Here is a 19973-nt window from a genome sequence, read left to right as displayed (position 1 = left end):
CGCGTGGTTTTCCTGACCGCCGGCAGATGAGCCCTCGATGGCGGTCAGGGCGGGTGGCCGGGAGAGGCCGCTCTTCGGCAAGGAGCGGGGCCTGTCCCGGTGAACGCGGTTAGCGCTCCAGTCCCTCTTCCCAGGCGCGGTGGTTGCGCCGCGCGTCCTGGATGAAGGGCGACCAGCGGATGAGCTGGAGAACCAGCTTGTTGAGCAGCCTGCCCGGCCAGGCCAGCGGCCGCTGCACGTCGAGGAACAGCACGACGCGGGTGCCGTCGGTTTCGTTCCACACCTGATGCCGGTAGGTGTCGTCGAAGATCATGCACTTGCCGGGTTCCCACTGGCGGATCTGGTCGCCCACCCGGATCCGGCAGTTTTCCCTGGGTTCCGGCACTATCAGCCCCAGGTGGGCACGCAGCAGACCGTTATAGGGGCCGCGGTGCTCGCGGATGGTCTTGCCGGGCGCCAAGATCGAGAAGAAGGCGGTGTACATCCCCGGGATCGACTCGACCAGCCTGGTCGTCTCCGGGCACAGCTTGCAGTTGCCTTCCATCTTGTAGCCGTAGCCGTAGAGGAAGAAGGTCTTCCAGAGGTCGTCCTGGGTGAGGCTGCGCTGATCCTTGGAGATGTCCTGGAAGTTCGGCAAGCGTTCCCGATCCTGGAGAACCTGTTCGAGTTCGCGGCGCACGACCTCCCAGTTGGCCTCCAGCGTGGGGACCCAGGAGAAGTCGCGGGTATCGAAGAACGGCGGATTGCCGAGGATCGAATAGCGTCTGATCAGGTTCTCCAGGCGCTTGATGATCCAGAAGCCGATGGCGACGCTGGGACGATGCTTTCGTTTGCGTTTGGGCTCCACGGCGATCTCTTCTTTGGTCTGTCCCACGTAGTACCTCCTTACCGGAATGAATGAGCCGAGTCGGCGATATGTAAGGCGTTTATGCAAGTATGGCGGCGTTCCCGGCGCTAGCGCAGGCGCCGTTCCCGCAGCAGCCGCCAGAGCAGCGGCCAGCCGAAGATCAGCGGATGGCGGCGCAGGCGGGGGCTGACCTCGATGGGTTGCCCGAGATGCCGCTGCAGCTTCCAGACGACGTAGTCGACGCCCTGCTCGAAGGTGAAGGAGGCCTTCACCAGGCGGACCACGTTCAGCAGCCGTCCCTGCAGGCGCCTCAGTCGCCAGCGCCTGCGGCCCTGCCGGCAGGCGGCGGCGGACAGGCGATTGCAATACAGGTCGGTTTCGCCGGCGACGGCTTCCAGGCCGGCCAGGGCCGGCGCGGCGGCTCCAGTCAGGCGCCGGTAATGTTCGCGGTCGTGGCGTACCAGCAGGGCCGGACGGTCGGCGGCTTCCGGGCGCAGTTCGCAGCTGTAGCTCAGCGTCAGCGCCCGCTGCCAGAGCGTCTCGCTGTCGAAGCGCGCCTCCAGGCAGGGCAGGGTCCGCTCCAGCAGGGTCAGAACGGCGCGGGCCAGCGCCGCCTGCACCCGTCGTTCGGTTGGCGCGTCCCGGCAATGGATCAGCCGCGCAGGCTGGGCGAAGCGCCCCCACAGGTAGCTCTGGAACCAGAGAGCGGTGCCCCGTTCGAGATCATCCAGCGACAGCACCGCGCATTTCGCCTGCAGGATGCGGCCGTCCGCCGCATGCGTGCGCAGCAGCAGGACATTGGGCGGCAGCCAGGCGTTGGCCAGGCGCAGCAGCGCTCTGGGGTGCGCGCGGGAATAGTCGTCGACGATCGCGTAGAGATCGACCAGGCCTTCGCCCGGATCGCCGCCGCGGAGGCAGGAGCCGTAGAACAGCAGTGCCACCAGGGCGTCGTCGAAGCGCGTGTGCACTTCGGCGACGAGTGGTTGCAGTTCTTCGCCGACCGGCAGGGCGCACTGGCTGGCGACCTCGGCGAGCAGGGCCGGCGGCGGTGCGGGCAGGAGTTGCGTATCGGGTATCGGCATCGGCCGGCCTCAAAAGGTCGAGAAACGCAGCGGGAGCGTGCTGGACAGGCGAATGGACTCCCGGGCCTCGAACAGCTCGCCGTCGAGCAGGAAGTCTTCGGGACCGCTCAGCTCGAGCGCATCGAGATTGCGGCTGAGATAGCCGTCGTGTTCGCGGGCGACCTTCGCGCCGCGTCCGCACAGCAGGGCTGGCAGCACCCGGAGCAGACGGCGCGGGCGATGGGCGAGCGCGGTGAAATGCACCGGGGCCCGGTCTTCGCCCCAATAGGGCCGGCAGCCGACCAGCAAGCGGTCCAGGGTCGAGGCCAGCACCAGCAGCCAGTCGTCGTGCCAGTCGTCGCTCGCCGTGCTCAGCCGGGCCCGCATCGCCGGCAGCAGCGGGTGCGGCCGGTTGCCGAGCAGCGAGAGCAGCATGCGGGCGAAGGCCAGCGCCGGCCCCAGTGCGCCGCGCACGCCGGTCGGCCGGATATGCCGGTGAAAGTAGCGCACGCCGCCGAGGATGGCGCCGGCACCGAAGAACATGCCGAACTGCGAGTCCCGGCCGGTTTCGCCGTCGATCCGCAGCACCGCCCGCTCCACCGTTCTCGGCGCCGGTCCGGTGCCCTGCAGCCAGGCGTGCAGGGCGTGCAGGGCGGCCTCGGGGCGCAGGCGGGCGCCGAGATCGCCCGCGCTCATGTTGGTCGTTCCCGCCGGCACCACCAGCAGGGCGGGCAGGTCGCCGGCCGACTTCCTGAGCAGCGCTGTCAGGGTGGCCTGCAGGGTGCCGTCGCCGCCCAGGATCACCACCAGGTCCTGCGCTCCGGCCTGCCAGAGCCGCAATGCCTGCTCGATTTCGCGGGGCCCGGAGACCTCCTGCAGCAGGGCGGCGGGCAACGCGGCGGCGATCCGGCGCAGCGCCGGCAGCCGCCGGCGGACGCGGCCGCTGTCGGGGTTCAGGAGTATGCCGATGCGTGCCGGCCGGGCTCCGGCCTCAGGCATCGCTCAGTCCGGAGCGCGGCGCGAACAGGCGGACGATCGGGCGATGGCCCTCGGCGCGCAGGTCGATCTGGCTCAGCCAGGGCTGCAGGTCCGCGCCGCGCCAGCGCAGCAGCAGCGCCCAGAGCACCCGTGCGCCCAGCACCAGGGTGGACACCACCGTCCAGAGTGCGACCAGCAGCAGGCCGACGTCGTCGGCGCCCAGCGCCCAGGCCAGGGTGAGGATCAGCAGGTTGGGGTTGCGGCGGGCGGTCACCAGGCGGTTGAGGGAGTCGAAGGGACGCCAGAGGAACAGCGAGAAGGGCGCGGCGAACTTGAAGGCGCCTTCGCACAGGCGGCCGGCGACATAGCCGGCGAAGATGATCCACAGCACCGTGGCCAGGGGGGTGTCGAAGCCCCAGGCCGCTCCCAGCCCCATCCCCCAGGCGACGTACCAGATCGGCGGATGCACCAGGTCCAGCGCATGGTCGAAGATGTTGCCGAAGCGGGTCGAGGTGACCGTGACGCGCGCCAGCTTGCCGTCCACCGTATCGAGGAAGGTCATGATCCAGCCGGCGATCAGGCCCGCGCCGTACTGCCCCTGCCAGAACCAGTAGCCGGCGAGGATCGCCAGCACATAGCTGGCGGCGGTGACCTGATTGGGGCTCAGTCCCAGCCGCACGCACCAGGCGGTGACCCAGCGCGCCGGCACCGGCCAGACGCCGCGGGTGATGAAGTCGGTGACGCCCTTGTAGGCGCCGTTGAACAGGGATTTTTCCAGGTGCTCGCGCTCGCCCTCGATGATGCGGGTGACCCAGGGCGGATCGAACTTGCGCAGTTGCGCCTGCAGGCCCGAGGCCACCGTATCCGGGCGTACCCGGCGCAGACCGTCGAGCGCCGGACCGTCGAGCCGCGGCGTTCCGGCCAGGCTCTCGGCGGCTAGGCGCGCCGCGACTATGCTTCCGTCGCGCGGGTCCTGCAGGGCGACCTCCTGCGCATCCAGGAGACCGCGCAGCACCCGGGGGTCGTACAGGTAGTCTTCGCGCAGGAGCAGTACGTCTCCGCTCTGCGGCAGGGCTTCATCCGGTCCGCACAGACGGGCCCTGGGGTGTTTGCGAAGCATTCGCTCGAGCCTTTCCCGGGAGCTCAATCCCCATAGATGTACGCTGCAACTGCCCACCAGATGGACGTATATCGTCATGTCTTTGCCTTGAACGGAGTGTCGGCTTCATAGAAGCATGCTTGGAGTTTTCGGTGCCTGCACGGCGATCGCCGTCAGGGTTTGCCCCGGTCGAAGCGGCGCACCAGGGCCAGGGCCATGCCGAGCAGGACGAGTGCCGGCAGCAGCCCGACCAGCATGGCGTTCAGCTTGAGCAGTTGGCCCAGGCTGACCAGGCTCTCGTTGCCGATGTAGACCAGCAGTCCCATGACCGCGCCGAGCGCCAGCCGGCTGCCGAGTCCTGTGGAGCGCACCGGCGCGAAGGTGAAGGGGAGCGCGAACAGGATCATCGCCAGGGTCAGGATCGGCACGCCCAGCTTCTGCCAGAGGGCGATCTCGAACTGGATCGACGGCTGCCCGGTATTTTGCAGGAAGTGCACGTAGCCGCGCAGTTGCCGTGCCGAAAGGCTGGCGGGCGGCAGGGTCACTTCGTCCAGGCGGCTGTCGGGCAGGATGGCGCGCCATTCCAGCCGTTCGAGCCGCTCGACGCTTTCTCCCTCGTCGCTCCAGCGCTTCAGGCGGACGTCGTGGAGCTGCCAGAGCCCGCCGGGCTGGATCTCGGCGCGGTCGGCGAGGATGTATTCCTGCAGGCGATTGCTTTCGTCGAAGCGGAAGATTTCCAGGTGGTTGGGGACGCGCCCGGTGGCCAGGCTGCCGATGCGCACGACCTGACCGTCCTTGCGCGCCCAGATGCTGTCGTCCTTGTCGTTGTCCGGCTTGGCGTACGCCCGCAACTTTATGGCCTTCTGCTGCAGGGGCGAGGCGACGAACTCGTCGAGCGCGCCGAGCCCTCCGGCCAGCAGCGTGCCGGCCAGCAGGGCGGTGAGGCCTATGCGGGTGGCGGAGACGCCCGCCGTGCGCAGGACGCTGAGTTCCTGGCTCATGGAGAGCTGGCCGAGGGCGGCGATGCCGCCCAGCAGGGCGATGAAGGGGCCGAGCTCGACGGCGCGACGCGGCAGGGTCATCAGCGTGACCTGGAGCGCCTGCCCCAGGCGATAGCCCGCGTCGCCGATGTCGTCGAGTTCGCCGACCAGGTCCAGGGTGCTGAACAGCGGCAGCAGCAGGGCCGCCGCGGCCGCGAAACCGAGGAGGAGGTTGCCCAGCAGGTAGCGTTCGAGAATCCTCATCGGCTCTTCACCCGGACGATGGCCCGCTCGCGGACGATCAGGGCCAGCAGGACCAGTCCCATGGCCAGGGGCACCAGCCAGAGTCCGGGCGTCAGGGGCAGCGAGCCGTTCCCCACCAGGCTCTTGCAGATGTCGCCGGCGTAGAAGATCACAGCGTAGACGGCGGTGACCGGCAGCAGGGTGGCGAAGCGGCCGCGGCGGGGCGCGGTGCGACTGAGCGGAATGGCCAGCAGGGCCAGGATGAAGGTGCTGACGCCGCGGGATTCGCGCCATTGCAGCTCGGCCTGTTCGGGCAGCCCGGCGGAGGCCTCGAGCGTTTGCCAGGAGGCGGCCTTGCGGCGGGATTCCATATTCGTCTCCAGCGGCTGGAGGTGGATGTTCAACCGCTTGAACTCGATCCGCTTGTCCTGGGTGCCGTCGTGCTGCAGCGAATAGGCGGTGCCGTTGGTCATCTCCACGACCGGATCGTCGGGGTCGGGATCGGCGATCCGGGCTTCCTGGGAGCGGTACAGGCGGGTCCGGCTCTCGCCGCCGTCGAAGATCAGGACGTCCTGCAAGCTGTCGGTCGCGCGGTCGACGCGCTCGGCGAGGATCATCCGGCCGTTTTCCGCGTTGATGTTGAAGCGTTCCGCCAGCAGGTGGTCGATGTCCAGTTCGGTCTTGGATTCCTGTTCGAGCTGATAGGCATTGGCGTAGGCCCAGGGCCGCCCATACAGGGACAGGGCGGTCACGCCCACGGCGATCGGCAGCGCCAGGATGGCCACCGCTCCGTAGAGCCGCAGCGGGCTCATGCCCGCGGCGGCCACGGCGGTTATTTCCGAGTCGTGATACAGGCGACCCAGACCGAGGGCCACCGACACGTACAGCGCCACCGGCACCAGTACCTCCAGGGCGATCATGACCTTGTATACGACGATGTCGAAAACCACCTCGGGGGACAGGGTGCCGTTGGCGGCCTCGCCCAGATAGCGCTCGGCGGAATAGGCCGCGAAAATGGAGGTGAGGATCCCCAGCATGACCAGCAGCGGCCGGCGTGCCTCGGAAATGACGTAGCGCTCGATCAGAAGCATGAATACTCGAACCTTCTCCTTGCCAGTCGTCTCATGCGCCCGGCCATGGAAGATAGGCTATCCTGAAACCCCCCTTCCATTCGAGAGGCGCGACCCCGTCGCCCGGCAGGAATGGATCGGTTTTTCAAACGATTACTGGAGATGGCATGAATCTTTTCAAGCGGAATGGGCTCCGTCGGGCGGTCGTGTTGAGCGCCGGCCAGGGACGTCGGCTCCTTCCCTTCACCGAAAACAGCCCCAAGTGCCTGCTCGATGTCGCCGGGCGCAGCGTCGTCGAGTGGCAGGTCGATGCGTTGCTGAGCGCCGGCGTGGGGCAGGTCACCGTGGTCGTGGGCTACGGCGCGGACCAGGTCGAGCGCGTGCTGGGCGAGCGCTATGGGACGGACGGCGCCGTCACGACGCTGTACAACCCCTTCTTCGAGGTGGCGGACAATCTGGCCAGTTGCTGGATGGCCCGGCAGGCCATGCAGGACGAGTTCCTCCTCCTGAACGGCGACACCCTGTTCGAGCTGGCGGTCCTGGAGCGCCTGCTGGAGGCTCCGCCACGGCCCATCACCCTCGCCATCGACCGGAAAGCCGGCTACGACGGCGACGACATGAAGGTCTGCCTGGACGGCGATCGGCTGACGCGGGTCGGCAAGACGCTGCCGCTGGCGCACATCGATGGCGAGTCCATCGGCATGATGTACTTCCAGGCCCAGGGCGCGGCGCTGTTCCGCCGGACACTCGAGGAGCAGATGCGTCGTCCGGAGGCGCTGCAGCGCTGGTACCTGAGCATCATCGACCAGTTGGCGCAGGACACGGGCCAGGTGTTCGTGCAGTCCATCGAGGGGCTGAGCTGGGGTGAGCTGGATTTCCCGGCGGACCTGGAATCCGTCCGGGCCAAGGCCCGTCTCTGGGACATACCGAAGGGCGTGATTCAGGGCTGAACGCTCCTCTCGGTTTCCGCGGTCCGCTGCGCCAGGATCCTTTCGACCAGGGCGAGATCCGCCCTGGAGTCGACGTCGATGGCCGCTTCGGCGAAGGGCAGGACGACGGCGCCTATCTTCATGTCCAGCTTGCGCGACAGCCGCGTCAGGGCCTGTTCCAGGGTCAGGCGGCCGAGCAGGTAGCGCAGGGTGGCCAGCGGCCCCAGCGCGCCGGCGATCACCCGCCAGGGACGCTTGCGCTCCTGCTCGATCCGCCGCCAGAAGACCGCCAGTTCGCGGCCTCGCGGACTGGCGAAGGCGAACAGGTTGCAGCCGCAGTACGGGCCGCCGCGCAGCCGGATGGCGGTGCGCCGGGTGTCGGGATAGCGCGCCTGGACGGTGTCCAGGCGCGCCACGCCGACGACGAAGTCGCAATCGCCCGCCAATGCCCGTTCGAGAAAGTGATCGACGATGGCCGGGCTCAACAGGGCATGGTCGGCTGTGGTCAGCAGTACCGGCTGCCCGGGGGGCACCGCTTCCAGGGCGCGCGCCGCGCTGGCGCTCGGCGAGCCGGCGTTCTCCAGCCAGCCCAGCGTGCCGTCGCCCAGGTCGCGTTCGAGTTCGGCATCCCGACGCAGCAGGTCGCGGGCCGGGCCGACCAGGGCGATCCGGCCGACCAGGCGGCTCGCGCGCAGGCTCCGGATGACCCGCCGGACCATCGGCATGCCGCCGACCGGCGCCAGCGCCTTGCAGGCGACACCGGTCGCGCTCGCCACGACGTCGCCCGCATGGCGGTCGGCCGCCAGCACCAGCGTGGCGCAGCGTCCGGCCTCAGATTCGCTTTTCATAGACTCGATATCTCTTGTAGGGATAGGCGCCGATGCGTTCGAGGATGTTTCGCATGCCGCGATTGCTTTCCAGAATCCATGACATCTCCAGCGCCTCGAGCCCGTGCTGGACGAAGGGCGGCTTGAGCGCCTCGATCAGGCGCAGCGCCAGCGCCGAGCCCAGGCGGCTGCGCTGATGCGCCCGGCGCACGCCCATCAGCGGGACACGGGCGGTGCGCAGGCCGCGGACCTTCAGCCACCAGAGCAGGCGGAGCCAGCCGAAGGGCAGCAGGCGTCCCTGCAGGGGGGCGATGGCCTCGTTGAGGTTGGGCAGGGCGACGATGAAGGCGTCGGGCTCGCCGTCGACCTCGGCGATGTACAGCAGGTCTTCCGGCACCAGCAGCCTGAGGTTGTTGCCCATGGCCTCGAACTCTTCCGCGGTGAAGGGGACGAACCCCCAGTTTTCCGCCCAGGCGTCGTTGAAGATGTCGCGCAGCAACTGGATCTCCTCCGCGTAGCGGCGACGGTCCAGCGGCCGGATGCGCACGCGGTCCTGCCAGCGGTCCATCAACTGGCGCAGCGGGGGAGGGAAGTGCAGCTCGTCCGTGCGCATCCAGTAGGCCAGCAGGTCCGTGGCCGGACGATAGCCCAAGGCCTCGACCCGGGCGCCGTAGTAGGGCAGGCCATGGCCCATCATGATCGACGGCGGTCGCTCGAAACCCTCGACCAGCAGGCCGCTTTCCTCGTTGATGGTCAGGTTGAACGGGCCGGTTATCCAGAGCGCTCCCCGCTCCCGCAGCCACTGCTCGGCCGCCGCCATCAGGGCGGCGAAGACGGCGGGATCGTCGATCGCCTCCAGCATGCCGAAGTGGCCCGTGTCCGGGCCGTGCGCCTGGCGATGCAGCCGGTCCACCTGGGCGCTGATGCGTCCGACGGGCTCGTTGCCCGACCAGGCGATCCAGGCTTGCCAGTCGAGGTGGGCGAAGACCGGGCTCTTCGCCGACAGGTGGTCGCGGCGTTCGACGAGAAGGGGCTCCACCCAGTGCGGGTCGTCGCGGTGGAGCCTGCCCGGCAGGCCGATGAAGACATCGAGATCGGCCTTGCCCTGCACCGGCCTGACAACGAGCGATGCATTCCCTCTGAACGGAGGTTGATTCAATCCCGGGCTCCTAACGCTGGTGGCTGTTCCTGGCCGCTTGCCGACGGGACGCGAAACCGTGTGCTTCGCTGGTCGGAGCCGCATGCCGCCTGGGGGACATGGCGTGGCGGTTCCGGAAGCGCATGGCGTTTTTCATCCTTTCTGGAATGGTTATTCTGGGGCGGCGTTGAGTAAAAAAGAGGCAAGTGTAGTCGAAATTGAGGTATATAGGGCGCCTGAGTCGAAGCCGGGAGGGGTAACTTCCCGGTCATCATTTTGTCTACCCGACTGTTTGAGCGGTCGGAATGGACTACTCTGAGCTGATCGTGTTCAATCTCGCCCCGTTGATTTTTGTGATTCCAGATGCTGCAGGCCTTGCTGAACGGTCCGCTGCAAGGAACGGTTGTCGCGCTGAAAAATGCCAGGACTGGAATAATGGCCAAACCCGCTATGTCTGCAACTCCTACGCAAAACTCTCTGGCCCAGCGCCTGGCTGACTTTCCGACCCTTGCAGAGGCCCTCGATTACGCAGCCCAGGGACACACCGGCCTGAACTTCCACGACGGGCGCTGCCGCCTGACGGCCGTCGTCCCCTACGCCGAACTGCGGCGGCAGGCGCTGGACCTGGCCAGGCGCCTCCAGGGGGCCGGGCTGCGCCGGGGCGACCGGGTGGCCCTGATCGCCGATACCGAGCCGGGGTTCGTGGAGGCCTTCTACGGCTGCCAGTACGCCGGCTTCATTCCGGTGCCCCTGCCCATTCCGTCCGGACTGGGCAGCCACGCCGCCTATGTCGAGAAACTCGCCGCACTGCTGAAGAGCTGCGAGCCGGCCGTCGTCCTGGCCCCGGCCGCCTGGCTGCCGTTCGCGCAGGAGGCGGTCGGCTCCTCCCCCATGCGGTTCGTCGGTTCGGTCGAGGAACTGAAGGCCTGGGCCGTTCCGCAGGTGGAACTGGAGCCTTCGCGGCCGGACGAGGTCGCCTATCTGCAATACACCTCGGGGAGCACCCGCTTTCCGCGCGGGGTCGTGGTGACGCAGCGCGCGGCCATGGCCAACCTGCGGGGAATGATTCGCGACGCGCTGGACGTGCGTCCCGACGACCGTTGCGTTTCCTGGCTGCCCTTCTATCACGACATGGGGCTGGTGGGCTTCGTACTGGGGCCGATGGCCTTCCAGATGTCGGTGGACTACCTGCGCACCCAGGATTTCGCCATGCGCCCCCGCCAGTGGCTCAACCTGATCAGCCGGGGCCGTGGCACCATCTCGTTCGCGCCGCCCTTCGGCTACGACCTGTGCACCCGCCGCGCCCGGGAGAGCGAAGTGGGTCAGTTCGATCTGTCCAGCTGGCGGGTCGCCGGCATCGGCGCGGAGCCGATTCGCGCGGATGTGCTGGAGCGCTTCGCCGAGCAGTTCGCGCCGGCGGGCTTCGCGCGGACGGCCTTCCTGCCCTCCTATGGCCTGGCCGAGTGCACGCTGGGCGCCTGTTTCGGCCGCCTCGGCGCGGGGGTCCGGGTGGAGCGCATCGAGCGCCACGCCCTGGAGCACCGGTCGATGGCGGTACCCTTCGACGGCGAGGAAAGCTAGGCCAGCGCCTTCGTCAACTGCGGCGCCGTGCTTCCCGGGCACCGCCTGGAAATCCGCGACGAGGCCGGGCAGCCGCTGCCGGAGCGCCGGGTCGGGCGGGTGATGCTGCAGGGGCCGAGCATAATGTCGGGCTACTTCCGCGACGAGGAGTCCACGCAGGCGGCGCTGGACGACGGCTGGCTGGATACCGGCGATCTCGGCTACCTGAGCGGGGGCGAACTGTTCGTCACCGGCCGGCAGAAGGATCTTTTGATCGTGCGCGGCCGGAACATCTGGCCGCAGGACATCGAGTACCTGGTCGAATCCCAGCCGGAGATCCGTTCGGGCGACGTGATCGCCTTTCTCGTTCCCGCGTCTCCCGATCCACAGGTCGTGGTGCAGGTCCAGTGCCGGCTCCTCGACCCGGAGCGGCGCGAACGGCTGGTACGCACGCTGGTCGGGCTGATCAGCAGCGAATTCAGCCTCTCCGCCCTCGTGGAACTGGTACCGCCCCACTCCCTGCCGCGCACCTCGTCGGGCAAGCCCTCGCGAGCCGAGGCACGCAAGCGTTTCCTGGCGCAGGCACAGTCCGCGTCCGGGCTGTCCGTGGTCTGCGGGTAAGCGGACCGTGGCGTACACCGTTGCCCTGACGGGGGCGACCGGCTTCATCGGCAGCGTCCTGCGCCGGCATCTGACCCGGGCGGGCGTGCCGCTGCGCGCCCTGAGCCGCCAGCGGGACGGCTTCGAGGACGGTACCGAGTGGGTGCGCGGAACCCTCGAGGACGAAGACGCCCTGGCCAGGCTGGTCGCCGGGGCGGATGCGGTCATCCATTGCGCCGGTGCGGTGCGCGGCGCTGCGCCCGGGCATTTCGAGCGGGTCAACGTCGACGGCAGCCTGCGCCTGATCGAGGCAGCCCGGAACGGCGGCCGTTGCGAGCGCTTCCTGTTGCTGTCGTCGCTGGCGGCCCGGCATCCGCACCTGTCCTGGTATGCCCGCTCGAAGTTCGAGGCGGAGCGCCGGGTCGGGCAGGCGGCCGGGGAGATCGCCGTGACGGTGTTCAGGCCCACGGCGGTGTACGGTCCGGGCGACCGGGAGATGCGCCCCATCTTCGAGTGGCTGCTGCGTGGCTGGCTGTTCACGCCGGGACAGGACGGCGCGCGGCTCAGCCTGCTGCACGTCGAGGATCTGGCATGCGCCGTGCGGAAGTGGCTGGAGTCGCCGCAGGCGCCTGCCGCCACCTACGAACTGAACGATTGTCAGCCGGACGGTTACGATTGGAACAGCATTGCCGCCATCGCTGCGGAGATTCGCGGGAACCCGGTGCGCCGGATCAGGGTTCCGATGCCACTCCTGAAGGGGCTCGCCCAAGCCAACCTGCTCGTTTCGCGCCTGAGCGGCCGTGCCCCCATGTTGACACCGGCGAAGGTGGGAGAGTTGACCCATCCCGATTGGTCCTGCAGCAACGAAGCCGTTCGCCAGGCCTTGGGATGGGAGCCCCGGATAGTGCTGCAAAACGCCTTGCGAGAGCACTGGTTCTAGTCTGGCGAGAAGCATCTCCAGAATCGATAGAGGTTTGACCATGATTTCCCAGGAACAAATACTGGAGCGGCTTTTGGCCTATCTGAGACCCATGGCTCCGCCCGGAACGCCATTGCACCCGGATATCGACCTGCGGCAGGAACTTGGCCTGGATTCCATCAAGGTCATGGACCTGCTGATGGAACTCGAGGACGCGTTCGATATCTCCATTCCTTTGAACATCCTGGCAGACGTGCATACTCCCGCCGAACTGGCACGGGCTGTCTTTTCGCTGACGGAGCATGCCGATGGCCTTGTTCGATAAGTTCGGGAAGTTGGCGCAGGCTCGCGCCGACCTGATGCAGGGACGTCTCAATCCGTTCGGCACGCGCATCGACGAAATCCTTTCCCCCACCGAGGGACGTATCGGCGATCACCGGGTGATCCTGGCCGGTACCAATAACTACCTGGGGCTGACCTTCGACCCCGACTGCATCCAGGCGGCGCAGCAGGCGCTCGAGGACCAGGGAACCGGGACCACCGGTTCGCGCATGGCCAATGGCAGCTATGGCAGCCACATGGCCCTGGAGGCCGAACTGGCCGACTTCTTCGCGCGCCGTTCGGTGATCGTCTTCTCCACCGGCTACATGGGGAACCTCGGCGTCATCGGTGCCCTGGCCGGTCCGGAGGATATCGTGCTGCTCGACGCGGACTGCCATGCGAGCATCTACGATGCCTGCAAGCTGGGCGGCGCCCAGGTCATCCGCTTCCGCCACAACGATGCGGCCGACCTGGAGCGGCGCATGCGCCGGCTCGGCGAACGCGCCCGCACCGCCCTGATCCTGGTGGAGGGCATCTACAGCATGCTGGGCGACCAGGCGCCCCTGCGGGAGATCGTCGAGATCAAGCAGCGCCTGGGCGGTTACCTGCTGGTCGACGAGGCCCACTCGGTCGGCGTGCTGGGCACCCATGGCCGTGGCCTGGCCGAGGAGCTGGGCGTCGAGGCGGAGGTGGACATCGTCACGGGCACCTTCAGCAAGAGCCTGGGGGCGATCGGCGGCTTCGCGGCCAGCCATCACCCGGACATGGACCTGCTGCGCTGCGCGAGCCGCCCGTACATCTTCACCGCCTCGCCGTCGCCTTCGGCCATCGCCTCGGTGCGCGCCGCCCTGCAGGCGCTGCGCAGCCGCCCGGAGTTGCGCGAGCGCCTGTGGAGCAACGCGCGGCAGCTGTACCGGGGGCTGGCGGCCCTGGGATACCGGATCGGTCCGCAGCCGAGCCCGATCGTCCCCGTGCTGCTGGGCTCGCCCGAGGAGGGCGTGGCCTTCTGGGAGAACCTCATCGAACGGGGTGTGTACGTGAACCTGGTGCCGCCTTTGGCGACTCCCGGCGGCCAGGCGCTGGTGCGTTGCAGCGTCAGCGCCGCGCACACGCCCGAACAGATCGAGCGCATCATCCAGGCCTTCGCCGCGCTGCGAGCCCCCGCCGCCAAGGCTATGGCCGGCGCCTGAAGGGGCCGGCCTCGCCGGCCGCCCTGGCTTTTCCCGCGGATACCGGCTGCGCGTCGAGCAGCCGGGATGCTTTTTTTCTGAAGGATGACCATGCGTATTCTGCTTGCCTTTGGTCGAACCTATCCCGCGCGTACGGCGCTCATGCTGATCAGCCTGTTCCTGGCCGGTCTCGCCGAAGGCGTCGGCCTGACCACCCTGCTGCCCCTGCTGTCGGTGGCGTTGGGCGATGAGACGCACTCGGAGTTTTCCCTGGAGGTCATCGCCATCCTGCAGTTGTTCGGCCTGGAGCCGACCGTCGTGACCATGATGAGCGTGATGGTGCTGGGCATGGTCATCAGCAGCGCGCTGGTCCTGCTGGGCAACCGCCAGGTCGGCTATACCGTGGCGCATGTCGCCACCGACCTGCGCGTCGCCCTGATCCGCGCCCTGCTCGGCAGCCGCTGGGAGTATTACCTGCGCCAGCCGACGGGTGCGCTGGCCAACTCCGTCGCCACCGAGGCCTCTCGCGCCTCCACCGCCTACGAGCACGCCGCCAACGCCCTGGCCCTGTTCATCCAGGCCATGGTCTACATGGTCATCGCCCTGTTCGTGTCCTGGCAGGCGGCCGTCCTTTCCCTGATTCTGGGCGTCTTCCTGCTGCTGGCCCTGCAGAAGCTGGTGAAGACCTCGCGCCATGCCGGCAAGAGCCAGACCCGCCTGATGCGCGAGTTGCTGGCGCACCTGACCGACACCCTGGGCTCGGTCAAGCCGCTCAAGGCCATGGCCCGCGAGGACATCGCCGACTCGCTGCTGCGGCATCGGGTCGACCAGCTCAACGAGGCGATGGAGCACGAGGTCATGAGCCGCGAGGCCCTCAGGGCGCTGCAGGGGCCGATGCTGGCGATTCTCGCGGCGGGCGGGCTCTATGCGGGGCTGGTCGTGCTGAAGCTGCCGCTGTCGTCGGTGATGGTGCTGATCTTCCTGGTGGTGCGCATCCTCAGCCTGCTGCACAAGGTCCAGCAGCGCTACCAGCGCGTCGCTTCCCAGGAAAGCGCCTACTGGGCGCTGCAGAAAGCGATCGAAACCGCCCAGGCCGACGCCGAGCCGGGCGGCGGCAAGCGGGTTCCCAGCCTGCGGGAGGCCATCGTCTTCGAGCGCGTGTCCTTCGACTATGGCGAGCGAACGATCCTCGACGGGGTCGACCTGAGGATTCCGGCAGGCAGCTTCACCAGCCTGGTCGGGCCCTCGGGGGCGGGCAAGACCACGCTGCTCGACCTGCTCTGCGTGCTGCTGGCCCCGCAGTCCGGCGGCATCCGGGTCGACGGCGTTCCCCTGGAGGAACTGGACCGCCAGCGCTGGCGGCGGCTGATCGGCTACGTGCCGCAGGAAACCCTGCTGCTCCACGACAGCATCCTGGCCAACGTGACCCTCGGCGATCCGGCCCTGACGATCGCGGATGCGGAGCGCGCCCTGCGCCAGGCCGGCGCCTGGGAGTTCGTGGAAAAGTCTCCCCAGGGCATGCAGACGATTGTCGGCGAGCGGGGCGGCAAGCTGTCCGGCGGCCAGCGCCAGCGCATCGTCATCGCCCGCGCGCTGGCCCACCGGCCGCGGTTGCTGATCCTGGATGAAGCGACCAGCGCCCTCGACCCGGAGTCGGAGGAGGCGATCTGCCAGACGCTCAAGGCGCTGACCCCGGCGATCACCGTCATCGCCGTCTCGCACCGGCCGGCGCTGATCGACATCGCCGACCAGGTTTACCGCCTGCAGGACGGACGGCTCTCGTGCGTCAAGGGGCCGCGCGGGACGGACCGGGTCCCGGCCGAAACGGCCATCGCCAGGCCGGGCAGCGACGCGCCCGCGCACTGACCGACGCCCCGCCGGGCGTCCCCGGAGCCTTCGGGCGGCGGGACGCCCTCAGTCGTCCCGCGTCAGCACTTCCAGTAGCTCGATCTCGAAGATCAGGTTCGAGTTCGGCTTGATCTGCGCACCGACCTGCCGCTCGCCGTAGGCGAGGCGGGCCGGCACGAAGAGCCTGCGCTTGCCGCCGACCCGCATGCCCATCAGCCCCTGGTCCCAGCCCTTGATCACGCGGCCGGTGCCGATCACGCACTGGAAGGGCTTGCCGCGATCGTAGGAGGAGTCGAACTTGGTGCCGTCCTCCAGATAGCCGTTGTACTGGGTGGTGATCAGGGCGCCCTTGACCACTGCCTTGCCGTCGCCCGGCTGGATGTCCTCGATCTGCAGTTCGCTGCTCATCGCTCGCTCTCGTTCAGTCGGCGGCCCGTTAGGGGCTGCCCCGGTAGGCGGCTTTTTCTCAGGAGTCGCCGGGATTGGCAATCGCCGGCCTGAACTATGCTCTATCAGCCCCCAGAAGCCCCAGCGGAAGCATTCGGTCCGACTCTCGACGAGTCGCCCAGACCGCCCGGACAGGACGCGCCGTGCAGCCACGAAAGGGACTTTTCATGTCGCCGAAATCCCCTGCCGACCGGCAATGCTCCGGAAACCGGCCCTAGGCGCTCGCCGTTCGCTCGACCCCGCCGACATGAAGCTCTGGCGCAGCCCCTCGCTGCTGCTCGCGGCCTCTGTCCTGGGCGGCTGCATCCGTCTGGGACCGGACTTCCAGTCGCCCCGCGAAGCCTGGGTCGATCACTGGGACAGCGAGATGCTGGCCCGGGCCAGCGCCATGCGCGTGCAACCAGACAACCGCCAGTGGTGGACGGGCCTCGGCGATCCGTTGCTCGACCGGCTGATCGCCCATGCCGATGAGCACAATCCGGACCTGCGCATCGCCGGCCTGCGCATCCTGGAAGCCCGGGCGCGGCTCGGTATCGCCCTGAGCGGCCTCAGTCCCCAGTTGCGCCAAGTCACTGCCGAGGCGCTCTACCTCGACCGTCACCAGTATGGCGGCCGTCTGCCGCAGGACCGCCATGCCTGGCAGTACGACGCCGGCTTCAGCATCGGCTGGGAACTCGACTTCTGGGGCCGCTACAGCCGCGCCATCGAGTCCGCCGACGCCGCCTACTTCGCCGCCCAGGCCGACTATCAGGACGTCCTCGTGCTGCTGCGTGCCCAGGTCGCGCAAACCTATTTCGTCCTGCGCACCGCCGAGGCCCGCCTGCGCATCGCTCGCGAAAACACCGAGCGACAGAAGCGCAGCTTCGAGATCACCGAGCGCCTGTTCCTGAGCGGCAACAGCGACGAGCTCGACCTGCAGCAGGCCAAGACCCAGTACCTCGGCACCCTGAGCACGGTGCCGGAGTTCGAGGCCCTGGTGCGGCAGACGCGCAATGCCCTCTCGGTACTGGTCGGGGAGCCGCCCGATGCGCTGCCAGAACTCACCCGGCAGACGGGACTGGTGCCCCTGCTCGACCGCGCCCTGCTCGACGACGTGCCCGCCAACCTGCTGCTGCGTCGCCCGGACGTGCGCGCCGCCGAGCTGCAGGTGGCCGCGCAGTCGGCCCAGGTCGGCCTCGCCGAAACCGACCTCTACCCGTCCCTGAGCCTGCTGGGCAGCATCGGCTGGTCGGCCAGTTCGCTGGACGGCAGTTCGGATACCCGCGATTTCATCGGCGGCCCCAGCCTGCTGTGGAACGTCTTCGACAACGGCCGCATGCGCAACAACGTGCGCGTCCAGGACGCCCGCCTGCAGCAACTGATCGAGGTCTACCGCGACCGGGTGCGCCAGGCCGCGCGTGAGGCTGACGACGCCGCCACCGGGCTGGTCAAGGCGCTGGAGCGCGAGCGCATTCTGCGCGAGGCGTCGATCAGCGCCCAGCGCGCCTTGACCCTGGCCAGCGCGCAGTACCGCGAGGGCTACACCGACTTCCAGCGTGTACTGGACGCCCAGCGCGCCCTGCTGGCCCAGCAGGACAGCTACCTGGTCACCCGCAACTCCGCGATCAACAGTCTGATCGACCTCTACAAGGCCCTCGGCGGCGGCTGGTACAGCGAGCGCCCGCCCATCGACGCGGCCAGCCGCGAACAGATGGCCGAACGCACCGACTGGGGCGACCTGCTGGACGAGGTAAGCCCCTCTTCCGACAAGGCGGACAGCCATGACTGAAGCCTCGCAGCCCCCCATCGAGACGCCCGCGCCGCCGCCCGCCGCCCCCGAGCCGGCCGATCCCAGCCGTCGCGGCGTGCGCTGGACTCTCGCGCTGATCGTCCTCAGCCTGCTCTGGTATCTGTTTGCCGACCGCTACACCCCCTACACCCAGCAGGCCCGGGTAGAAGCGCTGGTGGTCGGGGTCGCGCCCGAAGTGGCCGGCCGCGTGATCGGCGTCGCAGTACGCGACAACCAGCACGTGGAGGCCGGACAACTGCTCTTCGAACTGGATCCGGAACCCTACCGGATCGCCGTCGAACGGGCGCGCGCCGAACTGGAGAACGTGCGCCGGCAGGTCGGCGCCGGCACCGCCGGCATCGACGCCGCGCTGGCCGGGCTGCGCGCCGCGCAGGCCAACGAGGTCAAGGCCCGGCAGGACAGCGAGCGCCTGGAACGGCTCTACCGCGAGGACCCGGGCACCATCTCCCTGCGCCGCCTGGAGGTCGCCCGGGCGACCCTGGAACAGGCCGTCAGCCAGGTCGCCGCGGCCCATGCCGAGGTCCAGCGCGCCCGTGAGCAGGAGGGCGGTAGCGGTGCGGACAACGCCCAACTGCGCAGCGCCGCCGCCGCCCTGGAGCAGGCCGAGCGCGACCTGGCCAATACCCGCGTGCGCGCCAGCTCCGCCGGCCTGATCACCGACCTGCGCGCCGAGGTCGGCCAGTACGCCGGTGCCGGCAAGGCGGTGCTGACCCTGATCGCCATCGACGACCTGTGGATCAGTGCCGAGATGACCGAAAACAACCTGGGCCATCTCGAACCCGGCACGCCGGTGGCGATCGTCCTCGACGCCCTGCCCGGAACCCTGTTCGAGGGCCGCGTGCGCAGCATCGGCTTCGGCGTCGGTGTCGGCCAGGACAATCCGCCCGGCAGCCTGCCGACGGTGCAGAACGAGCGCGACTGGCTGCGCGCCGCCCAGCGTTTCCCGGTGATCGTCGAGTTCGCGCCGGGCGAGCTGAGCGATCGCCGGGCGCTGCGCATCGGTGGCCAGGCCGAGGTGATGGCCTTTCCCCGCCGCGGCAATCCGCTCAATCCGCTCGGCCGCGCCTTCCTGCGCCTGATGAGCTGGCTGTCCTATGCCTACTGAAGCGCCCGTCCACCGTATCGATCCACGCCCCCGGCGCGCCCTGCGCCTGGCCTTCGGCACGGCCGCCTGCCTGGGCGCGAGCTTTGGCCTGGCCCTGCCGATTCCCTTCCTGCCGCCCGTGTTGACGCTGTTCTTGCTGGCGATGCGCAACCAGCCGCTTTCCCTTAAAGCCGGTTTCGCCCTGGCCGCGCTGGCGGCCGTCACCACCGGCGGTGGCCTGTTGCTGATCCCACTGCTGCGCTACTTCCCGGCCAGCGGCGTGCTGCTGGTCGCACTGTGCCTGTTCCTCAGCTTTCTCCAGGCGCTGCGCGGCGGCAATCCCCTGGTGACGATCTTCCTGGTCATTGGCCTGACCCTGGTCTCCGCCACCGGGGCCACGGACTTCGCCATCGCCCTGACGGTCATCGAGGCGCTGGTCAAGGGCCTGCTGTTGACCACCCTTGCCGTGATCCTCGGCCACTGGCTGTTTCCCGAGCCCGCAGGCCCCGCCGAGCCACCCCCCAGGCCGTCGCCCGATCCGCGCCGGATCGCCTGGATCGCCCTGCGCGCCACCCTGGTGGTGATCCCGGCCTTCCTGCTCGCCCTGATCGACCCTGGCAGCTATGTGCCGCTGGTGATGAAATCGGTGAGTCTCGGCCAGCAGGTATGCGCCACCAGCGCCCGCGATGCCGGGCGCGAACTGCTCGGCTCGACCCTGCTGGGCGGCTTGCTGGCGGTGGGGTTCTGGTCGGCGCTGAGCCTGCTCCCGCACCTGTGGATGTTCTTCCTGTGGACGCTGCTGTTCGTCCTGCTGCTGGCGCGCCGCCTCTACCGCCTGAGCGCCACCCGGCAGACCCCGGGCTTCTGGCTGAACGGCGCCGTCACCCTGATCATCCTGCTCGGCCAGTCGGTGCAGGACAGCGCAGCCGGCAAGGATGTCTACACCGCCTTCGCGGTGCGCATGGGGCTGTTCGTCGCCGTCACCCTGTACGCCTGCGCGGCGGTCCGCCTGATCGATCGGCGGCAGCCGCGCCAGCCGCTCTCCAGCCCCTGAAAGGAGCCCG

Annotated in this window: 19 protein-coding genes; 10 read left to right on the top strand and 9 right to left on the bottom strand. The window is 68.7% G+C overall.

The features are described 5' to 3' along the window. Nucleotides 1-109: 109 nt before the first annotated feature. The 6 genes from AVCA_RS20200 to lptF form a co-directional block, all read right to left on the bottom strand. Nucleotides 110-874 carry an aspartyl/asparaginyl beta-hydroxylase domain-containing protein gene (locus tag AVCA_RS20200; protein WP_012702923.1) on the bottom strand — a complete coding sequence of 255 codons (765 nt, stop codon included), beginning with the start codon at nucleotides 872-874 and terminating at the stop codon, nucleotides 110-112. A gap of 80 nt (nucleotides 875-954) precedes the next feature. Beyond that, nucleotides 955-1929, bottom strand: coding sequence for a hypothetical protein (locus tag AVCA_RS20195; protein ID WP_012702922.1), 975 nt, complete (start codon nucleotides 1927-1929; stop codon nucleotides 955-957). A gap of 9 nt (nucleotides 1930-1938) precedes the next feature. Further along, nucleotides 1939-2907, bottom strand: coding sequence for a diacylglycerol/lipid kinase family protein (locus AVCA_RS20190; RefSeq protein ID WP_012702921.1), 969 nt, complete (start codon nucleotides 2905-2907; stop codon nucleotides 1939-1941). Further along, a complete protein-coding gene (locus tag AVCA_RS20185) occupies nucleotides 2900-4006 on the bottom strand; it encodes a CDP-alcohol phosphatidyltransferase family protein (RefSeq protein ID WP_236616280.1) in 1107 nt (368 codons plus the stop codon). Before AVCA_RS20185 ends, AVCA_RS20190 begins: the two co-directional genes overlap by 8 nt. A gap of 152 nt (nucleotides 4007-4158) precedes the next feature. Next, the gene (gene lptG / locus AVCA_RS20180; protein ID WP_012702919.1) at nucleotides 4159-5229 is read right to left on the bottom strand and encodes an LPS export ABC transporter permease LptG; all 1071 of its coding nucleotides are present in this window, start codon (nucleotides 5227-5229) and stop codon (nucleotides 4159-4161) included. Continuing rightward, nucleotides 5226-6299: an LPS export ABC transporter permease LptF gene (lptF, locus tag AVCA_RS20175; protein WP_012702918.1), complete on the bottom strand. Its 1074-nt coding sequence runs from the start codon at nucleotides 6297-6299 to the stop codon at nucleotides 5226-5228. Before lptF ends, lptG begins: the two co-directional genes overlap by 4 nt. Nucleotides 6300-6445: 146 nt before the next feature. Here lptF and AVCA_RS20170 point away from each other — a divergent pair, with 146 nt between their 5' ends. Next, nucleotides 6446-7228 carry a phosphocholine cytidylyltransferase family protein gene (locus AVCA_RS20170; RefSeq protein ID WP_050764402.1) on the top strand — a complete coding sequence of 261 codons (783 nt, stop codon included), beginning with the start codon at nucleotides 6446-6448 and terminating at the stop codon, nucleotides 7226-7228. Here AVCA_RS20170 and AVCA_RS20165 read toward each other — a convergent pair. After that, nucleotides 7219-8055 carry a nucleotidyltransferase family protein gene (locus AVCA_RS20165; RefSeq protein ID WP_012702916.1) on the bottom strand — a complete coding sequence of 279 codons (837 nt, stop codon included), beginning with the start codon at nucleotides 8053-8055 and terminating at the stop codon, nucleotides 7219-7221. The two genes, AVCA_RS20170 and AVCA_RS20165, sit on opposite strands and share 10 nt — an antisense overlap. Beyond that, entirely contained in the window at nucleotides 8039-9193 is a 1155-nt protein-coding gene (locus tag AVCA_RS20160) for a GNAT family N-acetyltransferase (RefSeq protein WP_236616279.1), read from the bottom strand. The genes AVCA_RS20165 and AVCA_RS20160 overlap by 17 nt, the downstream gene beginning before the upstream one ends. 414 nt (nucleotides 9194-9607) lie before the next feature. On the opposite strand from AVCA_RS20160, the gene AVCA_RS27165 reads away from it, so the two are divergent. The 6 genes from AVCA_RS27165 to AVCA_RS20135 all read left to right on the top strand — a co-directional run bounded on the left by AVCA_RS27165 (nucleotide 9608) and on the right by AVCA_RS20135 (nucleotide 15607). Then, nucleotides 9608-10753, top strand: coding sequence for an AMP-binding protein (locus tag AVCA_RS27165; RefSeq protein ID WP_330218070.1), 1146 nt, complete (start codon nucleotides 9608-9610; stop codon nucleotides 10751-10753). Between the two features lie 27 nt (nucleotides 10754-10780). Next, nucleotides 10781-11353, top strand: coding sequence for a hypothetical protein (locus AVCA_RS27160; RefSeq protein WP_330218069.1), 573 nt, complete (start codon nucleotides 10781-10783; stop codon nucleotides 11351-11353). A 7-nt stretch (nucleotides 11354-11360) separates the two neighbouring features. Beyond that, a complete protein-coding gene (locus AVCA_RS20150; protein ID WP_012702914.1) occupies nucleotides 11361-12272 on the top strand; it encodes an NAD-dependent epimerase/dehydratase family protein in 912 nt (303 codons plus the stop codon). 40 nt (nucleotides 12273-12312) lie between these two features. Continuing rightward, on the top strand, nucleotides 12313-12576 hold the full coding sequence (locus tag AVCA_RS20145; RefSeq protein ID WP_012702913.1) for an acyl carrier protein: 264 nt from the start codon (nucleotides 12313-12315) through the stop codon (nucleotides 12574-12576). Next, the gene (gene spt / locus AVCA_RS20140; RefSeq protein ID WP_041807412.1) at nucleotides 12560-13762 is read left to right on the top strand and encodes a serine palmitoyltransferase; all 1203 of its coding nucleotides are present in this window, start codon (nucleotides 12560-12562) and stop codon (nucleotides 13760-13762) included. The genes AVCA_RS20145 and spt overlap by 17 nt, the downstream gene beginning before the upstream one ends. A 90-nt stretch (nucleotides 13763-13852) precedes the next feature. Next, nucleotides 13853-15607: an ABC transporter ATP-binding protein gene (locus AVCA_RS20135; protein WP_236616277.1), complete on the top strand. Its 1755-nt coding sequence runs from the start codon at nucleotides 13853-13855 to the stop codon at nucleotides 15605-15607. A gap of 48 nt (nucleotides 15608-15655) precedes the next feature. Here AVCA_RS20135 and AVCA_RS20130 read toward each other — a convergent pair whose 3' ends face one another. Continuing rightward, entirely contained in the window at nucleotides 15656-15997 is a 342-nt protein-coding gene (locus AVCA_RS20130) for an FKBP-type peptidyl-prolyl cis-trans isomerase (RefSeq protein ID WP_012702910.1), read from the bottom strand. Between the two features lie 286 nt (nucleotides 15998-16283). Here AVCA_RS20130 and AVCA_RS20125 point away from each other — a divergent pair, with 286 nt between their 5' ends. From AVCA_RS20125 to AVCA_RS20115, 3 genes are read left to right on the top strand one after another with little or no spacing between them, the layout of a single operon-like run. Beyond that, the gene (locus AVCA_RS20125) at nucleotides 16284-17804 is read left to right on the top strand and encodes a TolC family protein (RefSeq protein WP_012702909.1); all 1521 of its coding nucleotides are present in this window, start codon (nucleotides 16284-16286) and stop codon (nucleotides 17802-17804) included. Then, nucleotides 17797-18930 carry an HlyD family secretion protein gene (locus AVCA_RS20120; protein ID WP_012702908.1) on the top strand — a complete coding sequence of 378 codons (1134 nt, stop codon included), beginning with the start codon at nucleotides 17797-17799 and terminating at the stop codon, nucleotides 18928-18930. The genes AVCA_RS20125 and AVCA_RS20120 overlap by 8 nt, the downstream gene beginning before the upstream one ends. Next, nucleotides 18920-19963, top strand: coding sequence for a DUF2955 domain-containing protein (locus tag AVCA_RS20115; protein WP_012702907.1), 1044 nt, complete (start codon nucleotides 18920-18922; stop codon nucleotides 19961-19963). The genes AVCA_RS20120 and AVCA_RS20115 overlap by 11 nt, the downstream gene beginning before the upstream one ends. Nucleotides 19964-19973 lie beyond the last annotated feature (10 nt).

Source organism: Azotobacter vinelandii CA (genome assembly GCF_000380335.1).
Lineage (GTDB): Bacteria > Pseudomonadota > Gammaproteobacteria > Pseudomonadales > Pseudomonadaceae > Azotobacter > Azotobacter vinelandii.
This window is presented reverse-complemented; position numbering and strand designations above follow the sequence as displayed.

What these genes read in the sequence shown, in the direction of transcription:
- lptG (WP_012702919.1), bottom strand. Translation starts at nt 5,229, where the DNA reads ATGAGGATTCTCGAACGCTACCTGCTGGGCAACCTCCTCCTCGGTTTC.
- AVCA_RS20165 (WP_012702916.1), bottom strand. Translation starts at nt 8,055, where the DNA reads ATGAAAAGCGAATCTGAGGCCGGACGCTGCGCCACGCTGGTGCTGGCG.
- AVCA_RS20125 (WP_012702909.1), top strand. Translation starts at nt 16,284, where the DNA reads ATGAAGCTCTGGCGCAGCCCCTCGCTGCTGCTCGCGGCCTCTGTCCTG.
- spt (WP_041807412.1), top strand. Translation starts at nt 12,560, where the DNA reads ATGGCCTTGTTCGATAAGTTCGGGAAGTTGGCGCAGGCTCGCGCCGAC.
- AVCA_RS20190 (WP_012702921.1), bottom strand. Translation starts at nt 2,907, where the DNA reads ATGCCTGAGGCCGGAGCCCGGCCGGCACGCATCGGCATACTCCTGAAC.
- AVCA_RS20120 (WP_012702908.1), top strand. Translation starts at nt 17,797, where the DNA reads ATGACTGAAGCCTCGCAGCCCCCCATCGAGACGCCCGCGCCGCCGCCC.
- AVCA_RS20145 (WP_012702913.1), top strand. Translation starts at nt 12,313, where the DNA reads ATGATTTCCCAGGAACAAATACTGGAGCGGCTTTTGGCCTATCTGAGA.
- AVCA_RS20135 (WP_236616277.1), top strand. Translation starts at nt 13,853, where the DNA reads ATGCGTATTCTGCTTGCCTTTGGTCGAACCTATCCCGCGCGTACGGCG.
- AVCA_RS20115 (WP_012702907.1), top strand. Translation starts at nt 18,920, where the DNA reads ATGCCTACTGAAGCGCCCGTCCACCGTATCGATCCACGCCCCCGGCGC.
- AVCA_RS20130 (WP_012702910.1), bottom strand. Translation starts at nt 15,997, where the DNA reads ATGAGCAGCGAACTGCAGATCGAGGACATCCAGCCGGGCGACGGCAAG.
- AVCA_RS27165 (WP_330218070.1), top strand. Translation starts at nt 9,608, where the DNA reads ATGGCCAAACCCGCTATGTCTGCAACTCCTACGCAAAACTCTCTGGCC.
- AVCA_RS20185 (WP_236616280.1), bottom strand. Translation starts at nt 4,006, where the DNA reads ATGCTTCGCAAACACCCCAGGGCCCGTCTGTGCGGACCGGATGAAGCC.
- AVCA_RS20170 (WP_050764402.1), top strand. Translation starts at nt 6,446, where the DNA reads ATGAATCTTTTCAAGCGGAATGGGCTCCGTCGGGCGGTCGTGTTGAGC.
- lptF (WP_012702918.1), bottom strand. Translation starts at nt 6,299, where the DNA reads ATGCTTCTGATCGAGCGCTACGTCATTTCCGAGGCACGCCGGCCGCTG.
- AVCA_RS20195 (WP_012702922.1), bottom strand. Translation starts at nt 1,929, where the DNA reads ATGCCGATACCCGATACGCAACTCCTGCCCGCACCGCCGCCGGCCCTG.